Origin of the sequence: Paracoccus sp. (in: a-proteobacteria) (assembly GCF_046289755.1) — a bacterium.
GTDB lineage: Bacteria > Pseudomonadota > Alphaproteobacteria > Rhodobacterales > Rhodobacteraceae > Paracoccus.
The window spans coordinates 17216-34724 of the sequence record NZ_JBKBVD010000039.1 but is presented as its reverse complement, the minus strand read 5'-3'; the positions used below and the strand labels follow the sequence as shown (position 1 = coordinate 34724).

Genomic DNA, 17509 nt, shown 5'->3' with positions numbered 1-17509 from the left:
CGCCCTTTCGCGCCATATCGCCGCCCGGCTTTGCCAAAACGCTTTCCTTCGCCTAGATGTTGTTCAAGAGTGACCGCTGCCCATACCCCCATTCGGGAGATGTTTCCATGAGTGATGACACCACCGATCCGCGCGCCGATGTGCGCCCTGATCTGCCGCCCGCCGCACAGCGCGCCCTGGCCGAGGCAGAGGCCCGCCGCAAGGCCGCCGCCGCCGCCGTGCTGCCCAGGGAATATGGCGGGCGCGACGGCCCGGAACCCGCGCGCTTTGGCGATTATGAAAAGAACGGCATCGCGGTGGATTTCTGAATGGATTGGCTGAAGGCATCGGCCACCCAGCAGGGGCGTGCGATCATGGCGGGTCTGCTGGACCCGATCGACCAGACCGAGGCCTATCTGGCCGCCGCGAAGGACCACCCCGACAGCGCCCGCATCTATGCGCGCCTGACCCCCGCCCGCGCCCGGTCCGAGGCTGTGGCCGCCCATGACCGCGCCAAGCAGGAGCGCCGTCACAGCCTGCTGGACGGGGTGGCGATCAGCTGGAAGGACAATATCGACAGCGCGGGCACGGTGACCGAGGCCGGATCAAAGCTGCTGGAGGGGCGCGTGCCGCGCAAGGATGCCATCGTGACGGCGCGGCTGGCGCGGCGCGGGATGGTCTGTCTGGGCAAGACGCATCTGACCGAACTGGCCTTTTCCGGGCTGGGTCTGAACCCGGTGACCGCGACCCCGCCCAATGCGCTGGACCCGACGCTGGCGCCGGGGGGGTCGTCTTCCGGGGCGGCGGTGTCGGTGGCGCTGGGGCTGGCGGCGGCGGCGATCGGCTCGGACACCGGCGGCTCGGTCCGGGTGCCTGCGGCGTGGAACGGGCTGGTGGGGTTCAAGCCGACCTTTGGCGCGGTGCCCGAAAAAGGCGTGGTGCCGCTGTGCCGCCGCTTTGATGTGGCCGGGCCGCTGGCGCGCACGGTCGAGGATTGCGCCGAGCTGTTCGCGCTGATGGCCGACCAGCGCGCGCCGGATCTGGCCGATGCCTCGGTCGAGGGGCGGCGGTTTCTGGTGCTGGACGGCGTGCCCTTTGACGGCGCCGAGGCCGGGCCGGTCGCGGCCTTCGAGGATGCGGTGGACCGGCTGGCCCGCGCAGGCGCGCAGATCGCCCATGTCACGACCGACTGGGTCGACCGCGCTATGGCCCTGTCGCCGCAGCTGTTCGCGCCCGAAGCCTATGGCATCTGGCGCGCCCAGATCGAGGATGCGCCCGAACTGATGTGGCCGCCGATCCTTGAACGCTTCCGGGGCGGGGCCGGGGTCGGCGCCGCGGATTACGTCGCCGGCTGGGAAAGCCTGGCCCGCATCCGCCGCAAATGGGTCAAGGAAATCGCGGGTGGCCATGATGCGGTGCTGCTGCCGACGGTGCCGATCCTGCCCCCCGCCGTGGACCGGCTGATGGAGGACGCCGACGAATTCTCGCGCGCGAACCTGCTGACCCTGCGCAACACCCGGATCGGCAATCTGCTGGGCCTGCCCGCGATCACCCTGCCCACCGGCCACCCGGCCTGCGGCATCTCGCTGATGGGTCATGCGGGGCGCGACCGGCATCTGCTGCGGGTGGCGGCGGGGGCCGAGGCGGCGCTGGCGGTCGGCTGACCGCCCGCCACGCGTGTCTTTGCTGGACGCAAGGCCCGGATCACGCTAATGTTTGGGCCAAGAAACGGGGCGCAGACCCCGAAAGCGAGGCAGAGATGGCATTCCCCGAGCGGTTCTCGAACCTGCCGGACTACGCATTCCCGCGTCTGCGGGCGCTGTTGGCCGACCTGACGCCGGGCCTCGCGCCGGGCGAGGCGCCTGTGATTCTGACCATCGGCGAGCCGCGCCACCCGATGCCCGGTTTTGTGGCACAGGTGATGGCCGACAACCTGGGCAGTCTGGCGAAATATCCGACCAATGAGGGCACACCCGGATTGCTGGGCGCGATCAGCGGCTGGCTGGGGCGGCGATACGATCTGGAGGTCGCGCCCGACCGGCTGATGGTGCTGAACGGCACGCGCGAAGGGCTGTTCAACGCCGCGCTTGCCCTGTGCCCCGAGGAAAAGAACGGCCAGCGCCCGGCCATTCTGGTGCCCAACCCGTTTTATCAGGTCTATGCCGTCGCTGCCGCCGCCGTGCAGGCCGATCCGGTCTTTGTGGCGGCCACGCCTGACACCGGCAACCTGCCCGATTACGCGGGGCTGGACCCTGCGGTTCTGGACCGGGTGGCAATCGCCTATCTGTGCTCGCCCGCCAATCCGCAGGGGGCGGTGGCCTCTCGCGCGTATCTGGAAACGCTGATCGCGCTGGCCGAGCGGCATGATTTCCTGATCTTTGCCGATGAATGCTATTCCGAGATCTGGCGCGATGCGCCCCCGCCCGGCGCCTTGCAGGTGGCCACGGCGATGGGTCTGCCCGACCGGGTGGTGATGTTCAACTCGCTGTCCAAAAGGTCCAACCTGCCGGGGCTGCGGTCGGGGTTCGCGGCGGGCGGCGTGGCGCAGATCCGCGAGATGCGCCGCCTGCGCAGCTATGCGGGCGCGCCCCTGCCGCTGCCGGTGCAGGCGGTCAGCGCCGCTGCATGGGCCGACGAGGCGCATGTGCAGGACAGCCTTGCGCTCTATCAGCAGAAATACGCGATCGCCGACCGGGTGCTGGGCAATGTGCCGGGCTACAGCGCACCCGAGGGCGGGTTCTTTCTGTGGCTGCCCGTCGAGGATGGCGAGGCGGCGGCGCGCAGGCTGTGGGCAGAGGCGGGCATTCAGGTGCTGCCGGGCGCCTATCTGTCGCGTGATGTGAATGGCGCCAATCCGGGGCACGGCTTTGTCCGCGTGGCTCTGGTGGCAGATGCGGCCCAGACCGAGGCGGCATTGCGCCGTCTGGTCGCGGTGCTCTACGACGAAAGGGGCTGAGTGCATGGCAAGCTGGCAGGCGAAACACCGCGACCCGCTGTTCGACCAGACCACCCGGACCGCGCTGGAGCGGCGCGGAAAAGAGTTGCTGGGCGCCGGGCTGATCCTGCTGGCGGTGCTGGTGGCGATGATACTGGGCAGCTGGTCCGCGGACGATCCCAGCTTTCTGTCGGCGACGGATGAACCGGCGCAGAACCTGCTGGGCAGCCTTGGCGCCTATATCGCCTCGCCACTGATGATGATCGCGGGTTACGGGTCGTGGATGCTGGTGCTGGCCGGGCTGGTCTGGGGGCTGCGGCTGATGCTGCACCGGGGTGAGGGGCGGCTGATGCGCGGCATCTTCACGCCGATCGCGGTGGCGCTGGTCTCGGTCTATTGCAGCACGCTGCTGCCGGGGCCGGTCTGGCAGCAGACCTATGGGCTGGGCGGGCATTTCGGCGATATGGTCATGGGCGCGCTGCTGAACCTGCTGCCGATGGCGCCGCAGACCGGCATCCGCGTGGCGGCGCTGGTGGTGGCGGCGGGCATCGTGGCGATCCTGGCCTTTGTGCTGGGCTTTGACCGCGTCGAGCTGCGCGCCCTGTGGCGGCGGTTCCTGTCGGGCCTGTGGCTGGCGCTGCATGTCGCGCGCGCGGGCTTTGACGCCGTGCGGGGGCTGGTCTCCGGCGCGCGCGCAGGTGCGCGGCCAGCGGATGACGCGGCCCCCTTGCGCACCGAACCCTCGGTCGCGCGCAGCACCCGCCGGTCTGCGGCGGCGCCCGACTATCTGGAACTGGAATCCGAGATGCCCGAGCCCGAGCTGATCGAGCGCGACTCGGATTACGACGGCGATGCCCCGACCGAGGCTGAGCTGCGTGGCCGGATCAGCGATGCGATCAGCAAGCGGTCGGGCAAGCCCTCGGTTCTGGCGGCCGTCGCCGCACGGCTGGCCCGCGACGGATCAGCCCCGCGCGCCCCTGAGACTGCCCCCGCCGGGGACGCACCCGAGGTCCGCCCCTTTGGCGCCGAGACGCCGCGCCAGATCGTCACGCCCACGCGCAAACCCGAGCCCTCGCGCAGTGCGCTGGCCGAGGCCGAGCCCGCGTTGCGCTTTGATGACAGCGCGTCCGATTACGAACGCCCGCCTCTGGCGCTGCTGACGGCGCCCTCGACCAGCGATCATCCGCAGATCTCGCAGGAATCGCTGATGGAGAATGCCCGCATGCTGGAGGCGGTGCTGGACGATTACGGCGTCAAGGGCCAGATCACCGAGGTTCGTCCCGGCCCGGTCGTGACGCTGTACGAGCTGGAACCCGCGCCGGGGCTGAAGGCCAGCCGGGTGATCGGTCTGGCCGATGACATCGCGCGGTCCATGTCGGCTTTGTCGGCGCGTGTCAGCACGGTGCCGGGCCGCACCGTGATCGGGATCGAGCTGCCCAATGCGCGGCGCGAAAAGGTGCTGCTGCGCGAGATCCTGGCCAGCCGCGCCTTTGGCGATGGCACCCAGCCGCTGCCGCTGGCGCTTGGCAAGGATATCGGCGGCGATCCGGTCGTGGCCAATCTGGCCAAGATGCCGCATCTGCTGATCGCGGGCACCACCGGGTCGGGCAAGTCGGTCGCGATCAACACGATGATCCTGTCGCTGCTGTACAAGCTGACGCCCGAGGAATGCCGTCTGATCATGATCGACCCCAAGATGCTGGAACTGTCGGTCTATGACGGCATCCCGCATCTGCTGTCGCCGGTCGTCACTGACCCCAAGAAGGCCGTCGTGGCGCTGAAATGGGTCGTGGGCGAGATGGAGGACCGCTATCGCAAGATGTCCAAGATGGGCGTGCGCAATATCGAGGGCTATAACGGCCGCGTCACCGAGGCCCTGCGCAAGGGCGAGATGTTCAAGCGCACCGTCCAGACCGGCTTTGACGAGGATACCGGCGAGCCGATCTTTGAAACGGAAGAATTCCAGCCCGAGACCTTCCCCTATATCGTCGTGATCGTCGACGAGATGGCCGATCTGATGATGGTCGCGGGCAAGGAGATCGAGGCCTGCATCCAGCGGCTGGCGCAGATGGCGCGGGCCAGCGGCATCCATCTGATCATGGCAACGCAGCGGCCTTCGGTCGATGTGATCACAGGCACGATCAAGGCGAACTTCCCGACCCGGATCAGCTTTCAGGTCACCTCGAAGATCGACAGCCGCACCATTCTGGGCGAGCAGGGTGCCGAGCAGCTGCTGGGTCAGGGCGACATGCTGTATATGGGCAATGGCGCCCGCATCGCCCGCATCCACGGGCCCTTTGTCAGCGATGAAGAGGTCGAAGAGGTCGTGACCCACCTGAAATCCTTTGGTCCGCCCAGCTACAAATCGGGCGTGGTCGAGGGGGTCGAGGACGGGCAGGCCGACGACATCGACGCGGTTCTGGGCCTTGGCGGCGGCGATGGCGGCGACGAGGCGCTGTATGATCAGGCAGTGATGATCGTGGCGCGCGACCGCAAATGTTCCACCAGCTATATTCAGCGCAAGCTGGCGATCGGCTATAACAAGGCCGCGCGACTGGTCGAGCAGATGGAGGATCAGGGCGTGGTCAGCGCGGCCAACCATGTCGGCAAGCGCGAGGTTCTGGTGCCCGAGGTCTGAGCCTCTGGCGGCGGACGGGCGGCGGGGTTAGGATCGGGCCATGACCATCTGGCAACTGCATATGCTGAACGCGCGCAGCGCGCTGACCCCGGTCATGGCCGAGATCCGCGCCCATGCGCGCGAGATGGTGGCGCTGGTCGAGGCGCATCTGGACTTGCCGCGCTTTGATCTGGTGGTGCGGGCGGGCGATCAGGTCATTCCCGAATGGGGCATCAGTGGCTTTGCCCCGACGCCGGGCGTGATCGAGCTGACACTGGACCCCGCCCGCGCAGCGCCCGAGCATTTCCGCCGCGTGCTGGTTCACGAGATGCACCATCTGGCGCGCTGGGACGGGCCGGGCTATGGCCGTTCGCTTGGCGAGGGGCTGGTCAGCGAGGGGCTGGCCGGGCATTTCGTGCAGCAGGTTCTGGGCGGCCCGCCTGATCCCTGGGACGCGACCCGGCCCGGCGCGGGGTCGCTGAAACAGGCGATGACGCTGTGGGCCCGGCGCGATTACGACCACGGCGAATGGTTCATGGGCCGGGGGAAGATGCGCAAATGGACCGGTTACGGTCTGGGCCACCGGCTGATCGCCCTGCATCTGGCCGAGGCCGGGGGGCAGGATGCCGCCACGCTGGTCCATGCTCCGGCGGACAGTTTTCGCGCGGCGCTGCGGCGACTGATGGCGGTTGAAGGGGTCGAGGCGCCGGAGGACGCGGAGGGCGACGTATCTGTCGCGGAGGCGTTGCCCGAGGTTGCGGCGGATCTGCAGGACGAGGGCGCCGCGCCGGTTGCGTCCCGCGATGGCGGGGGGCCAGCCCCCCGCGCCCCCCGGGATATTTGAGCCAAGGCAAAGGGGTGGTTGGCGCGCTAGGTGCGGGGCCGGGCGAAGGCTGCGCCAAGGGCTGCGCCTGCGAGTCCGCCGCCCAGATGCGCCTCCCATGCGATGGAGGGGATCAGCAGGGGCAGCGCGATATTGAGGGCCAGAAGCAGCCCGGCCGTGCGGATCAGCGGTGTCGTGGGGCGGCCCCGGCGGCGCAGGGTCAGGGCCGTCTGCACCACCAGCGCGCCCGCGATGCCGAAGACCGCTCCGGATGCGCCGATCATCGGGCCGGCCGCAGGCTGCATCACGGCGAACAGCGCAGCCCCCGCGATCTGGCTGGTGACATAGATCAGCGCCATGCGGGCGGGGCCGGTCATGCGGTTCAGCTCTCGTCCGAGGGCCGCCAGCGCGATCATGTTCATCGCAAGATGCAGCAGGCCCGCATGCAACAGCCCGTAGCTGAGAAACATGGTGACCTGCTGGCCGGGATAGAGGCCGCCGCCCTGCCACAGCACCGGCGACCAGAAGCCGCCCAGCATCAGCGCGGCGTTGCGGGCGATCGGGTAGCCCAGAAAACCAGCCAGCCACAGCGCGGCCTCGGCCAGGCAGCACAGCGCGATCAGCGCGCGCAGCCAGAGCGGCAGCGAGGTCGGGCCAAGCCTGCGCGCCGAGACATGCGGGACCGGGGCCGGGCGCGGATCGGAGGGCGGGTCAGGCCACGGATCGCGGCGGTCAGTCATCTGCCTTGATCTGGCGGGCCTCGTCGATCAGCATGATCGGGATGCCCTCGCGGATCGGGAAGGCCAGTCCCGCCGCGCGCGAGACCAGTTCCTGCCGCGCCGCGTCATAGCTGAGCACGCCGTGGGTGACCGGGCAGACCAGCGCCTCGAACATGTGGCGGTCGAAGCCCGGGCCAGAGGGGGCACCAGAGAGAGGTGGCGTGTCGGTCATTGCAAGCGTTCCTCGTTTTCGCCGCCATGCAGCGCGAATTCGATCAGCCCCATCAGCAGCTCGCGCCGGTCCGTCAGGGTGGGCGATTCCAGCAGCGCCTGTTTGTCGCCCGCTGACAGGGGCAGCATCATCGACAGCGAGTTGATGAGCATCTCGTCCTCGGCCTGGGTGGCGGCCTCCCAGTCGGTGGACAGGCCCTGCGCCTCCATATAGCGGGCCAGCAGCGTGAACAGCGGCTGGCGGTCCAGCGCCGCGTCATGTTCCGGCGCGCCGCGGTCGCGGTCAAAGGAGGACCAGTCCACCTGCGCCTGAAGATAGGGGGCAAAGCCGTCCTGCACATCCAGCAGCCGGAAGCGCGACACCGCCCCGAGCGAGATCATCATCCGCCCGTCATCGGTTTCCGAGAAGGCGACCACGCGTCCCGCGCAGCCGATGGCGGCCAGACCGTCGCCCTCGGGCTGGATCATACCGATCATGCGGTGGTTCGTTTTCAGCGCGTCTTCCAGCATCTGCAGATAGCGCGGCTCGAAGATATGCAGCGGCAGGCGCGCGCGTGGCATCAGCACCGCCCCCGGCAGGGGGAAGATCGGGATGCGGTCGGGCAGGTCGAAACGTGCGGGCATCGGCTCAGGCAAAGATCAGCGAGGACAGGCGGCGGCGGCCTTTTTGCCCGATGGGATCGCCGGGCTTGAGGCTGTCGAATATGGTCAGAAGCTGGGCCTTGGCCGCGCCCTCGTTCCAGTCGCGGTCGCGGCGGAAGCTGTCCAGAAGCACCTCGACCGCGTCTTCGATCCGGCCCGCCGCATGCAATGCGGTGGCATAGTCCAGCCGCGCCTGCTGGTCGGCGGGATCGGCCTCGACACGGGCCTGAAGGTCGGTCAGCGGGCCTGCGTTTTCGGCCTGACGGGCCAGTTCCAGTTGGGCGCGCGCGGCCTCGACCGGGGCCAGACCGGCGAGGGGGGCGGGCACCTGCGACAGCGTGGCCGAGGCCGCCGCCGCGTCGCCTGCGGCCAGATGGGCGCGGATCAGGCCGCCCCACGCCTCGGGGCTGTCGGGCAATTCGCCGATGATGGCGGTGAAGGTCTCGATCGCGTCGGCGGTCTCGCCGTCCTCGATCATCTGGTCGGCGGCGGCGATGGCCTCGGCCAGGCCGCCGTCATCGCCGCCCAGGGCGGTCAGCTTCTCGACGAATTGCTTGATCTGGCTGGCCGGGATCGCGCCCTGAAAGGCGTCAATGGGCCGGCCCTGAAAGAAGGCCAGCACGGTGGGGATCGACCGCAGGCTGACCTGACCGCCCAGCATCTGCTGCAGCTGCATGATCAGGCCGGGGTTCTGGTCGACATCGACCTTGGCCATGCGCACGCGGCCCTTGTGGCGGGCCACCTCGGCCTCCAGTGCCGGGCCGAGCGTCTTGCAGGGGCCGCACCACGGCGCCCAGAAATCGACGATCACCGGCACCTGCATCGAGGCCTCGACCACCTCGGCCATAAAGTCGGCCTCGGTCACGTCCTTGATGAATTCGTCGGTCTTGGGCGCCTGTGCGCCGTCGAAAAGCATGGTCATGTGGTCACCGGGCGTTGGGGTCAGTGGTGTTTGCGGCAATATGGGGCCTTGGCCGCGCCAGCGGAAGGCCCCATGAGGTCACAGGCGGGTCACAGATCGAAGCTGGCCAGCACCGGCACATGGTCACTGGGGCCTTCCCAGCCCCGGACCGGGCGCAGGATGCGGCTGCCATGCGCCGCGTTCGAGATGTCGGGGCTGGCCCAGATATGGTCCAGACGGCGGCCCTTGTCGGCGGCATCCCAATCCTTGGCGCGATAGCTCCACCAGCTATAGAGCAGCCCTTGGGGGATGTCCTGCCGGGTGACATCGACCCAAGCCCCGGCATCCTGCGCGGCCAGAAGGTGTTCGACCTCGATGGGGGTGTGGCTGACGATCTTCAGCAATTGCTTGTGCGACCAGACGTCATCCTCGCGCGGGGCGATGTTCAGATCGCCGACAAGGATCGACTTTTGCGGGCGGTCGGCATGGAACACGTCGCGCATCTCAGAGATGAAATCCAGCTTCTGGCCGAATTTCTCGTTCACCTCGCGGTCGGGGATGTCGCCGCCTGCGGGGACATACATGTTGTGGATCACGACGCCGTTCTCCAGCCGCGCGGCGACATGGCGGGCATGGCCCAACCGCGCATAATCGCGGTCGCCCGCGTCCGAGATCGGCAGGCGCGACAGGATGGCGACGCCGTTATAGCCCTTTTGCCCGCGCGCCACGATATGGGAATAGCCCAGCTCGGCAAAGCGGGTCAGCGGGATCTTGTCGACCGGCGACTTGCATTCCTGCAGGCACAGGATGTCGGGGCTTTCCTCGGCCAGAAAGCGGGCCACAAGGCTCTCGCGCAGGCGGATCGAGTTGATGTTCCAGGTGGCGATGGTGAACATGAGGCTCTCCTTTGCGGGCGGACCCTAGCGGCGGGGGGCCGGGCTGTCGAGGGATGGGCTGTCGGGGGATGGGCTGTTGGTGCGCGGGCTTGCGATATGGCGCTGCTGCGGTATGCAGGGGAAAAGCGAAAGGGCCAGCCATGCGGCGCATGACCATCGACGAGGCATTGGCGCAGGGCGGCACGGGCCGGTTCCAGTGGCGGCTGCTGGGCATCTTCGGGATGGTCTGGGCGGCGGATGCGATGCAGGTGATCGCGGTGGGCTTTGCCGCGCCCTCGGTCGCGGTCAGCTTCGGCGTCGAGCGGGTGACGGCGCTGCAGATCGGCACTGTGTTCTTTCTGGGTATGTTCGCGGGCGCATTCCTGTTCGGGCGGCTGGCCGACCGGATCGGGCGCAAATGGGTGCTGGTCGGCACCGTGGCGATGGATGCGGTCTTTGGTCTGGCCTCGGTCTGGGCGGGGGATTTCACCGTCCTGCTGGTGCTGCGCTTTCTGACCGGCGTGGCCGTGGGCGGCACGCTGCCCGTCGACTACGCCATGATGGCCGAATTTTTGCCGCCAAAGAACCGCGGCCGCTGGCTGGTCTGGCTGGAGGGGTTCTGGGCCGTGGGCACCATCATCATCGCGCTGACCGCATGGGCTGCCGCCAGCTTTGGTGCCGAGGCGCCGTGGCGGTGGATCTTCTTTGTCGCCGCAGCCCCCGCGCTGATCGGGTTCTTTCTGCGGTTCTGGATCCCCGAAAGCCCCATGTATCTGGTGCGCGCGGGCCGCCAGGCCGAGGCCCGTCTGGTCATCGACCGGGTGCTGGCCGTGAACCGCGCCACGCCCTTGCCGCCCGAGACGCATCTGGTGCCCGCCCCGGTGCCCGAGGGCGCGGCGCGGTCGATCTGGTCGGGGCCGCTGCGGCGCGCGACCTGGGGCGTGCTGGCGGTCTGGTTTCTGGTCTCGCTGTCCTATTACGGGGTGTTCGTCTGGGTGCCGGGGCAGTTGGCGACCGAAGGCTTTGGCTTTGTGCGGGGCTATGGGTTTCTGGTCGTGCTGGCACTGGCGCAGGTGCCCGGATATGCGCTGGCCGCCTGGGGGGTCGAGGCGGTGGGTCGCCGTCCGACCCTGACCGGGTTCCTGATCCTCAGCGCGGCGGGCTGCGGGTTGTTCGCCGTGGCGACCGGGCCGGTGATGGTCGCGGGCGCGCTGATCGTGATGAGTTTCGCGCTGCTGGGCACCTGGGGCGCGCTCTATGCCTTTACGCCCGAGCTGTACCCGACCCATTTGCGCGGCACCGGCATGGGCACGGCCAGCGCCATGGCCCGGCTGGGCGGGGTTCTGGCGCCCAGCCTGCTGGCGGTGGTCTTTGCGCGCGGCTTTGGTCTGGCGATCGGCAGTTTCGCGGTGCTGCTGCTGCTGGCCGCCGCTGCGCTGATGCTGGTGCGGGTCGAGACAAGAGGCCGCGCCATCGGCTGATCGCGGAACAAGCAGCGCGCCCCCCCGTTGCGCTGGCAGACATGAAAAGGAGACAGGGCCATGGGCCAACTGGTCGAAGGCGTCTGGAAAGACGACTGGTATGACACCGACAGCACCGGCGGCGAGTTCAAGCGCGACACGTCGAAATTCCGCAACTGGGTGACGGCGGATGGCACGACCGGTCCCACGGGCGAGGGCGGGTTTGCCGCCGAAAGCGGGCGCTATCACCTCTATGTCAGCCATGCCTGCCCCTGGGCGCATCGCACGCTGATCTTTCGCGCGCTCAAGGGGCTGGCGGATCACATCGGCGTCTCGGCCGTTCATCCCGACATGCTGGATCAGGGGTGGGAGTTCCGCACGGACTTTGACGGCGCCACCGGCGACCGGCAGTTCGGGCTGGACTATCTGCGCCAGCTTTACGTCAAGGCCGTGCCGGATGTGTCAGGCCGCGTCACAGTGCCCGTGCTGTGGGACAAGCGGACCGGCCAGATCGTGTCTAACGAAAGCGCCGACATCATCCGCATGTTCAACAGCGCCTTTGACGCGCTGACCGGCAACAGCGACGACTACTGCCCCGAGGACCTGCTGCCCCGCATCGACGAGGTGAACGACCGCGTCTATGACAGCGTGAACAACGGCGTCTACAAATCGGGCTTTGCCACCACGCAGGCGGCCTATGACAAGGCGGTTGTGCCGCTGTTCGACAGCCTCGACTGGATCGAGGGGCTGCTGGCGGACCACCGCTATCTGACCGGCGACCGGATCACCGAGGCCGACTGGCGCCTGTTCACGACCGTCCTGCGCTTTGATGCGGTCTATCACACCCATTTCAAATGCAACCGCCGCCGGATCGTGGACTACCCGAACCTGTGGGGCTGGGCGCGCGAGCTGTATCAATGGCCCGGCGTGGCCGACACAGTGCATTTCGACCACATCACGCGGCATTATTACTACAGCCATGACATGGTGAACCCGCATCGGATCGTGCCCATCGGCCCGGACACGGACTGGATGGCGCCGCACGGGCGCGGGTGAGGCAAAAAAGAACCCCGGCGCGAGGCGCGCGCCGGGGCATCAGAGAGGGAGGGAAGGAGTGTGGCCGCATCCACCGACCACTGGGCTTCGGGTGTTCAACGTCGCCGTGGCCCGCCGGTTCCAGCCCTGAAACGATGCGCAGAAACCTGCCGATGCAGCCTCAGTCCAAAGCCGAACGCGACCGCCGCGGCCGCCATCGGGACAAGGAAAAGCACGACATCCGGCCCGGTCAGAAAGCGCCACCACAGGCGCCCCAGCGAGGTGCTGCACCCCGCCGCCGCACCAAAACCGCACCCCAGCCCCAGACCATAGGTCACAAGAGCCGGTATCCCCAGCAGCCCCGACAGGCCAAGCCCCGTCATCGCCCATGCCATCGCGCGTTTCATCCCGCGACCCTGCACCGGCAGCGCAAAGACGACAAGGCCCGGTTCCGGGCCTTGCATCTGTCTCAGGCGACCAGACGATAGCCGCCCGATTCCGTCACCAGCAGCCGCGCGTTCGAGGGGTCGGGCTCGATCTTCTGGCGCAGGCGGTAAATATGGGTTTCCAGCGTATGCGTGGTTACACCCGCATTATATCCCCAGACCTCGTGCAGCAGCACATCGCGCGCCACCACCCCGTCCTGCGCACGATAGAGGAACTTGAGAATGTTCGTCTCTTTCTCGGTCAGGCGGATCTTGCGGTCCTTGACGTCGATCAGCATCTTCATCGAGGGCTTGAACGTATAGGGCCCCAGCTGAAAGATCGCATCCTCGGACTGTTCATGCGTGCGCAGCTGTGCGCGCAGGCGGGCCAGCAGAACCGGGAACTTGAACGGCTTGGTCACATAGTCGTTCGCGCCCGCATCCAGACCCAGGATCGTGTCGGCATCGGTGTCATGGCCGGTCAGCATCACGATCGGGCATTTCACATTCAGCTTGCGCAGCTTCTTGCACAGCTCGCGGCCGTCGGTATCGGGCAGGCCGACATCCAGCACGACCAGATCGAACAGGGCGCCCTTGGTGGCCTCGACCGCCTCGGCGCCGCTGCCGGCTTCGGTCACGTCAAAGTCGTCGGTGGCCGTCAGCTGTTCGGCCAAAGCCTCGCGCAGGTCTTCTTCGTCATCGACCAACAGGATTTTTTTAAGTCCGGGCATGTTGCCTCCTTTGGCTTGCTAGAGCACATGAGGGGGTGACAGCCTTCGCCGTCCAGCGCCTTGTCGCGATTCTCACAGGGGTTTGTCGCAGGCGGGCGGTTTGTTTCAGTTTGTTTCAAAAAGGACAGGGCATGAGCCTCGTTCCGACCCTCGCCGAAACCATCGCCCGCGCCCGCGCCGACCTGCGCATGGGCCTGCCGGTGGCGATCGGTGACCATCTGGCGGCGGCGGTCGAGACGCTGTCGCCCGCGCGTCTGGCCGATCTGCGCGCGATGGGCGCGCCGCTGCTGGCGCTGACCGGGCGCCGGGCCGAGACGCTGAAGGCGCGCGCCTATGACGGTGCGCTGGCCCGCGTGATCGTGCCCGGTGACGCCGATCTGGGCTGGCTGCGGGCGCTGGCCGACCCGGCGGGCGATCTGATGACGCCGATGAAAGGGCCGCTGTTCACCGCGCGCGAGGGTGACACCACCGCCCACAAGGCCGCGCTGGCGCTGGCGAAATCGGCGCAGCTGCTGCCCGCGATGCTGATGGTTGCGGCCCCGGCGCCGCCGGACCTGACCCGGCTGGCCCCCGGCCCGGCTCTGGCGCAACTGGCGCAAGAGGCGGCGCTGGCCCCCGTGGCCGCCGCGCGCCTGCCGCTGGCGTCGGCGGAACGCTCGCGGTTGCACATCTTCCGCCCCGACAATGGCGCCGAGGAACATTACGCCATCGAGATCGGTGATCCGCCCCGCGACGTCCCGGTTCTGGCGCGGCTGCATTCGGCCTGTTTCACCGGCGACGTGCTGAGCAGCCTGAAATGCGACTGCGGCCCCCAGCTTCAGGCGGCGCTGACCGCGATGGGGCAGGCGGGCGCGGGGGTGCTGCTTTACCTCAATCAGGAGGGGCGGGGCATCGGGCTGGCCAACAAGATGCGCGCCTATTCGCTGCAGGATCAGGGCTTTGATACGGTCGAGGCCAACCACCGTCTGGGCTTTGAGGATGACGAGCGTGATTTCCGCATCGGTGCCGCCCTGCTGCGGCGGCTGGGCTTTGGCGCGGTGCGGCTGATGACGAACAACCCGCGCAAGGTGGCGATGATGGAAAGTCAGGGCATCGCCGTGCCCGAACGCGTGCCGCTGATCGTGCCGCGCAATCGTTTCAACAGCGGCTATCTCGACATCAAGGCACAGAAATCGGGCCATCTTCTGTGACGCCCGCCGATATGGTCCTGACCCCGCAGGGGCTGCGCTTTCGCGGGCGGCTGATCCCGTGCAGCATCGGCAAGGGCGGCCTCACCCGCACCAAGCGCGAAGGCGACGGTGCCACGCCCACAGGCATCCACCGCATCACCGGGCTGTGGTATCGCCCCGACCGCCTGCCCCGCCCGGCCCCATGGGCGCGCCCCATCGGCCCGCGCGATCTGTGGTGCGACGATCCCGGCCATCCGGCCTATAACCAGCACGCGACCGCACCGCTGGCGGCCAGCCACGAAAACCTGCGCCGCGCCGATCCGCTCTATGATCTGATCCTGACGAGTGACTGGAACTGGCCCCGCGCCATCCCCGGCAAAGGCTCGGCCATCTTCCTGCACCAATGGCGCCGCCCCGGCTTTGGCACCGAAGGCTGCATCGCCGTCGCCCGCCCCCACCTGATCTGGCTGGCCCGCCAAGCAAGGCCTGGCACGACCCTGTGCGTCCCGGCTTCTTCTTCACTCAAATATCCAAAAAACCCGGCCTAGCCGGTATCCCGCGCCCCGAATATGGCCGAGCCGACGCGCACATGGGTTGCCCCTTCGGCAATCGCGGCCTCGAAATCGGCGCTCATCCCCATCGACAGCAGCGCCAGCCCGTGATCGCCCGCCAGCCGCCGCAGCAGGCGGAAATGCGGCACCGGGTCCTGCCCCTCGGGGGGGATGCACATCAGACCTTCGGGCGCCAGCCCCAGCTCGGCGCAGGATCGCAGAAATCCCGGCAGCTCATCGACCAGAATCCCGGCCTTTTGCGGCTCGTCGCCGGTATTGACCTGCACGAACAGCTGCGGGCGGCGGCCCTGTTCGTCGAACTGCGCCGCCAGTCGCCGCGCCAGCGTCATCCGGTCCAGCGTATGGATCGCATCGAACAGCCCGACTGCAGCCTTGGCTTTGTTCGACTGCACCGGCCCGATCATATGGACCGAGGTTCCGGGAAACCGCGCCCGCCAGCCGGGCCATTTCCCCTGCGCCTCCTGCACGTAATTCTCGCCAAAGACGCGCTGGCCTGCCGTCAGCACGGCCTCGACGCGTCCGGGCGGTTGCACCTTGCTGACCGCGATCAGCGTGACGCTGCCCGGCTCGCGCCCGGCCGCCTGCTCTGCCGCAGCGATGCGGCGCGTGATGTCATTCAATCCCATGACGGCACAAGACAAAAAGAAAAGAGCGGGCGCAAGGCCCGCTCTTTCCAAAAACCGCTGATCGTTGGATCAGAAGTCGAACTTGACGCCGAAGTCGGCGACGATGTTCTCAGCGTAGTTGCGGTGGATCGCGGTGGCCAGCGTCGCGCCGCCCAGATCGTATGCGCCGCCGACGCCCAGAGCCCAATCGCTCTCGTTGCCGTCAGCGTCGTTGTTCGCGACATAGGCGGTCAGGGTGGCCAGCGGAGCAACTTCGTAGTTACCATACAGGACGAAGGTCTTGCTGGTGTTGTTGTCCATCCAGTTCAGGCCAGCACCGTTCGAGGTGCCCGGCAGCGTGTAGTAAGCGCCCAGGAAGTACTGGTCGTTGCCGTCGGTGCCGCCAGCGTCGCGCACAGCAGCGGCAGCCAGCTTGATGTCGTTCCAGCCGTAGTCGACCGAGACGCTGATCTCTTCCGAGCCATCGTTGGTGGTCTGGTCGGAGTCAACATACGAGAAGCGCGCGGTCAGCGTGTCGACCGAGTAGACAGCGCCGATACCGAGACGGTTGTTGTCATCACCGTAGGTTTTCGACTCGTAGCCGTAGAAGCCGCCGGCACGGTTGCCGAACGAACGGCCCAGGTAGCCGATTTCCGAGCCGCCAGCCAGGCCGACGCCGTCATAGGCCGGGGTGATGTTGCCGACCGAAACGGTCAGGCCGCTGGCGGTCACATAGATCTGGCCCGGCGCGCCACGCTCGAGAGCGGCATCGCCTTGGTCCCACTGCAGACGCAGGCGAGCACCAAAGTCCACGCCTTGGTCGGTCGAGGCGGTGCCCAGAACGTTCAGACGAACGCGCGAGCTGATGCGTGCTGCCTGGTCGCGGCCTTCAACATAGTCGACACCGGTGCGGGCCATGCCCGACAGTTTCACATCGGCTGCGGCGATACCGGCGGACAGAACCAGCGCGGTTGAGGCGATAAGTGCCTTTTTCATGGTGGTGTTCCCTCTTGTCTCTCTGGTGCCCAAGCCGGCGGTCCCGCCCTGGGTATGACGTTTGTTTCACTCTTTCGAACTTGTGATGCAACGGAATCACCGTTGCGCTGTTTTCTTTGCCCATTTCTGTGATGCACAAGGGCCACACCTGTGCAACCAGCGCCTGCTGCGCGGCGCAGGCCTGACGCCGTCCCGGTCTGGCAGCTTTGGGCAAGGCGCTTGTTTCGGGACGCGGTTCCGGGCTAATGCTGGCGCAAGGAAAAAGCCGGGGGATGGCATGAAACAAGCACGCGCCGTGCGCCTGATGATCGCTGCCACGCTTTGCGCGGGGCTTGCCGCCTGTGGCAACCCCCTCAGCAATGCGGACGCGACCGCGAACGCACTGACCGAACCCGATATGCGTCAGGGGGGCCGCTCGACCCGCATTCAGGATCTGTTCACGAACAGCGAGAATCCGAACGCGACGGTCGGGGTGAACAAGTATCTGTGGAATGCCAGCCTTGAAGTGCTGAATTTCCTGCCGGTTCAGGCCATCGACCCGTTCACGGGCGTGATCCAGACCGGATATGGCACGCCTCCGGGCGGGGGGCGGTCCTATCGCGCCACGGTTCAGATCAGCGACCCGGCGCTGGACGCGCGCAGCCTGCGGCTGTCGCTGCAAGGCGCGGGTGGCAGCGCGGTCGAGCCGGGCACCGTGCGCGCGGTCGAGGATGCGATCCTGACCCGCGCCCGCCAGCTGCGCCTGCGCGACGGACGCCTTTAGGGGCGCGCCTCTGGACCCGCACCTGCGGCGC

19 protein-coding genes are annotated in these 17509 nt (G+C 67.7%); 10 read left to right on the top strand and 9 right to left on the bottom strand.

The features are described from left to right. Nucleotides 1-107: 107 nt before the first annotated feature. From ACK41U_RS14085 to ACK41U_RS14065, 5 genes are all read left to right on the top strand, one after another. Nucleotides 108-308, top strand: coding sequence for a DUF1674 domain-containing protein (locus ACK41U_RS14085; protein ID WP_409681355.1), 201 nt, complete (start codon nt 108-110; stop codon nt 306-308). Next, entirely contained in the window at nt 309-1643 is a 1335-nt protein-coding gene (locus ACK41U_RS14080; RefSeq protein ID WP_409681353.1) for an amidase, read from the top strand. 95 nt (nt 1644-1738) lie between these two features. Beyond that, nucleotides 1739-2935 (top strand): aminotransferase class I/II-fold pyridoxal phosphate-dependent enzyme, encoded by a 1197-nt coding sequence (locus tag ACK41U_RS14075; RefSeq protein ID WP_409681352.1) that lies wholly within the window; start codon nt 1739-1741, stop codon nt 2933-2935. A 4-nt stretch (nt 2936-2939) separates the two neighbouring features. Beyond that, nucleotides 2940-5552, top strand: a complete 2613-nt coding sequence (locus ACK41U_RS14070) for a DNA translocase FtsK 4TM domain-containing protein (protein ID WP_409681350.1) — start codon at nt 2940-2942, stop codon at nt 5550-5552. 40 nt (nt 5553-5592) lie between these two features. After that, nucleotides 5593-6375 carry a DUF2268 domain-containing putative Zn-dependent protease gene (locus tag ACK41U_RS14065; RefSeq protein WP_409681348.1) on the top strand — a complete coding sequence of 261 codons (783 nt, stop codon included), beginning with the start codon at nt 5593-5595 and terminating at the stop codon, nt 6373-6375. A gap of 26 nt (nt 6376-6401) precedes the next feature. Here ACK41U_RS14065 and ACK41U_RS14060 read toward each other — a convergent pair whose 3' ends face one another. From ACK41U_RS14060 to ACK41U_RS14040, 5 genes are all read right to left on the bottom strand, one after another. Next, entirely contained in the window at nt 6402-7094 is a 693-nt protein-coding gene (locus tag ACK41U_RS14060; protein ID WP_409681346.1) for a rhomboid family intramembrane serine protease, read from the bottom strand. Continuing rightward, a complete protein-coding gene (locus ACK41U_RS14055) occupies nt 7087-7305 on the bottom strand; it encodes a Trm112 family protein (protein ID WP_409681344.1) in 219 nt (72 codons plus the stop codon). Before ACK41U_RS14055 ends, ACK41U_RS14060 begins: the two co-directional genes overlap by 8 nt. Next, nucleotides 7302-7928, bottom strand: coding sequence for an LON peptidase substrate-binding domain-containing protein (locus ACK41U_RS14050; protein ID WP_409681342.1), 627 nt, complete (start codon nt 7926-7928; stop codon nt 7302-7304). The genes ACK41U_RS14055 and ACK41U_RS14050 overlap by 4 nt, the downstream gene beginning before the upstream one ends. A gap of 4 nt (nt 7929-7932) precedes the next feature. Continuing rightward, on the bottom strand, nt 7933-8862 hold the full coding sequence (locus tag ACK41U_RS14045; protein WP_409681360.1) for a tetratricopeptide repeat protein: 930 nt from the start codon (nt 8860-8862) through the stop codon (nt 7933-7935). Nucleotides 8863-8957: 95 nt separating this feature from the next. Further along, nucleotides 8958-9743 carry an exodeoxyribonuclease III gene (locus tag ACK41U_RS14040; protein ID WP_409681341.1) on the bottom strand — a complete coding sequence of 262 codons (786 nt, stop codon included), beginning with the start codon at nt 9741-9743 and terminating at the stop codon, nt 8958-8960. Nucleotides 9744-9883: 140 nt separating this feature from the next. Here ACK41U_RS14040 and ACK41U_RS14035 point away from each other — a divergent pair, with 140 nt between their 5' ends. Together ACK41U_RS14035 and ACK41U_RS14030 are read left to right on the top strand one after the other, a co-directional pair. Further along, nucleotides 9884-11203, top strand: coding sequence for an MFS transporter (locus tag ACK41U_RS14035; RefSeq protein ID WP_409681339.1), 1320 nt, complete (start codon nt 9884-9886; stop codon nt 11201-11203). A gap of 60 nt (nt 11204-11263) precedes the next feature. Next, nucleotides 11264-12238, top strand: a complete 975-nt coding sequence (locus ACK41U_RS14030) for a glutathione S-transferase family protein (RefSeq protein WP_409681337.1) — start codon at nt 11264-11266, stop codon at nt 12236-12238. A gap of 95 nt (nt 12239-12333) precedes the next feature. On the opposite strand, the gene ACK41U_RS14025 is transcribed toward ACK41U_RS14030, so the two are convergent. Both ACK41U_RS14025 and ACK41U_RS14020 read right to left on the bottom strand, forming a co-directional pair. Next, nucleotides 12334-12624 carry a hypothetical protein gene (locus ACK41U_RS14025; RefSeq protein WP_409681335.1) on the bottom strand — a complete coding sequence of 97 codons (291 nt, stop codon included), beginning with the start codon at nt 12622-12624 and terminating at the stop codon, nt 12334-12336. 62 nt (nt 12625-12686) lie between these two features. Continuing rightward, nucleotides 12687-13373: a response regulator transcription factor gene (locus ACK41U_RS14020; RefSeq protein ID WP_409681333.1), complete on the bottom strand. Its 687-nt coding sequence runs from the start codon at nt 13371-13373 to the stop codon at nt 12687-12689. 131 nt (nt 13374-13504) lie between these two features. Here ACK41U_RS14020 and ribA point away from each other — a divergent pair, with 131 nt between their 5' ends. Next, nucleotides 13505-14563 carry a GTP cyclohydrolase II gene (gene ribA / locus ACK41U_RS14015; protein WP_409681331.1) on the top strand — a complete coding sequence of 353 codons (1059 nt, stop codon included), beginning with the start codon at nt 13505-13507 and terminating at the stop codon, nt 14561-14563. Next, the gene (locus ACK41U_RS14010) at nt 14560-15090 is read left to right on the top strand and encodes a L,D-transpeptidase (RefSeq protein ID WP_409681329.1); all 531 of its coding nucleotides are present in this window, start codon (nt 14560-14562) and stop codon (nt 15088-15090) included. The genes ribA and ACK41U_RS14010 overlap by 4 nt, the downstream gene beginning before the upstream one ends. Here ACK41U_RS14010 and ACK41U_RS14005 read toward each other — a convergent pair. Then, the gene (locus tag ACK41U_RS14005; protein ID WP_409681328.1) at nt 15087-15740 is read right to left on the bottom strand and encodes a YggS family pyridoxal phosphate-dependent enzyme; all 654 of its coding nucleotides are present in this window, start codon (nt 15738-15740) and stop codon (nt 15087-15089) included. The two genes, ACK41U_RS14010 and ACK41U_RS14005, sit on opposite strands and share 4 nt — an antisense overlap. A gap of 69 nt (nt 15741-15809) precedes the next feature. After that, complete coding sequence (locus ACK41U_RS14000; protein WP_409681326.1) at nt 15810-16715, bottom strand: porin; 906 nt, start codon at nt 16713-16715, stop codon at nt 15810-15812. 277 nt (nt 16716-16992) lie between these two features. Between ACK41U_RS14000 and ACK41U_RS13995 the strand changes: the two genes are divergently transcribed. Continuing rightward, nucleotides 16993-17478, top strand: coding sequence for a DUF3576 domain-containing protein (locus ACK41U_RS13995; protein WP_409681324.1), 486 nt, complete (start codon nt 16993-16995; stop codon nt 17476-17478). Nucleotides 17479-17509 lie beyond the last annotated feature (31 nt).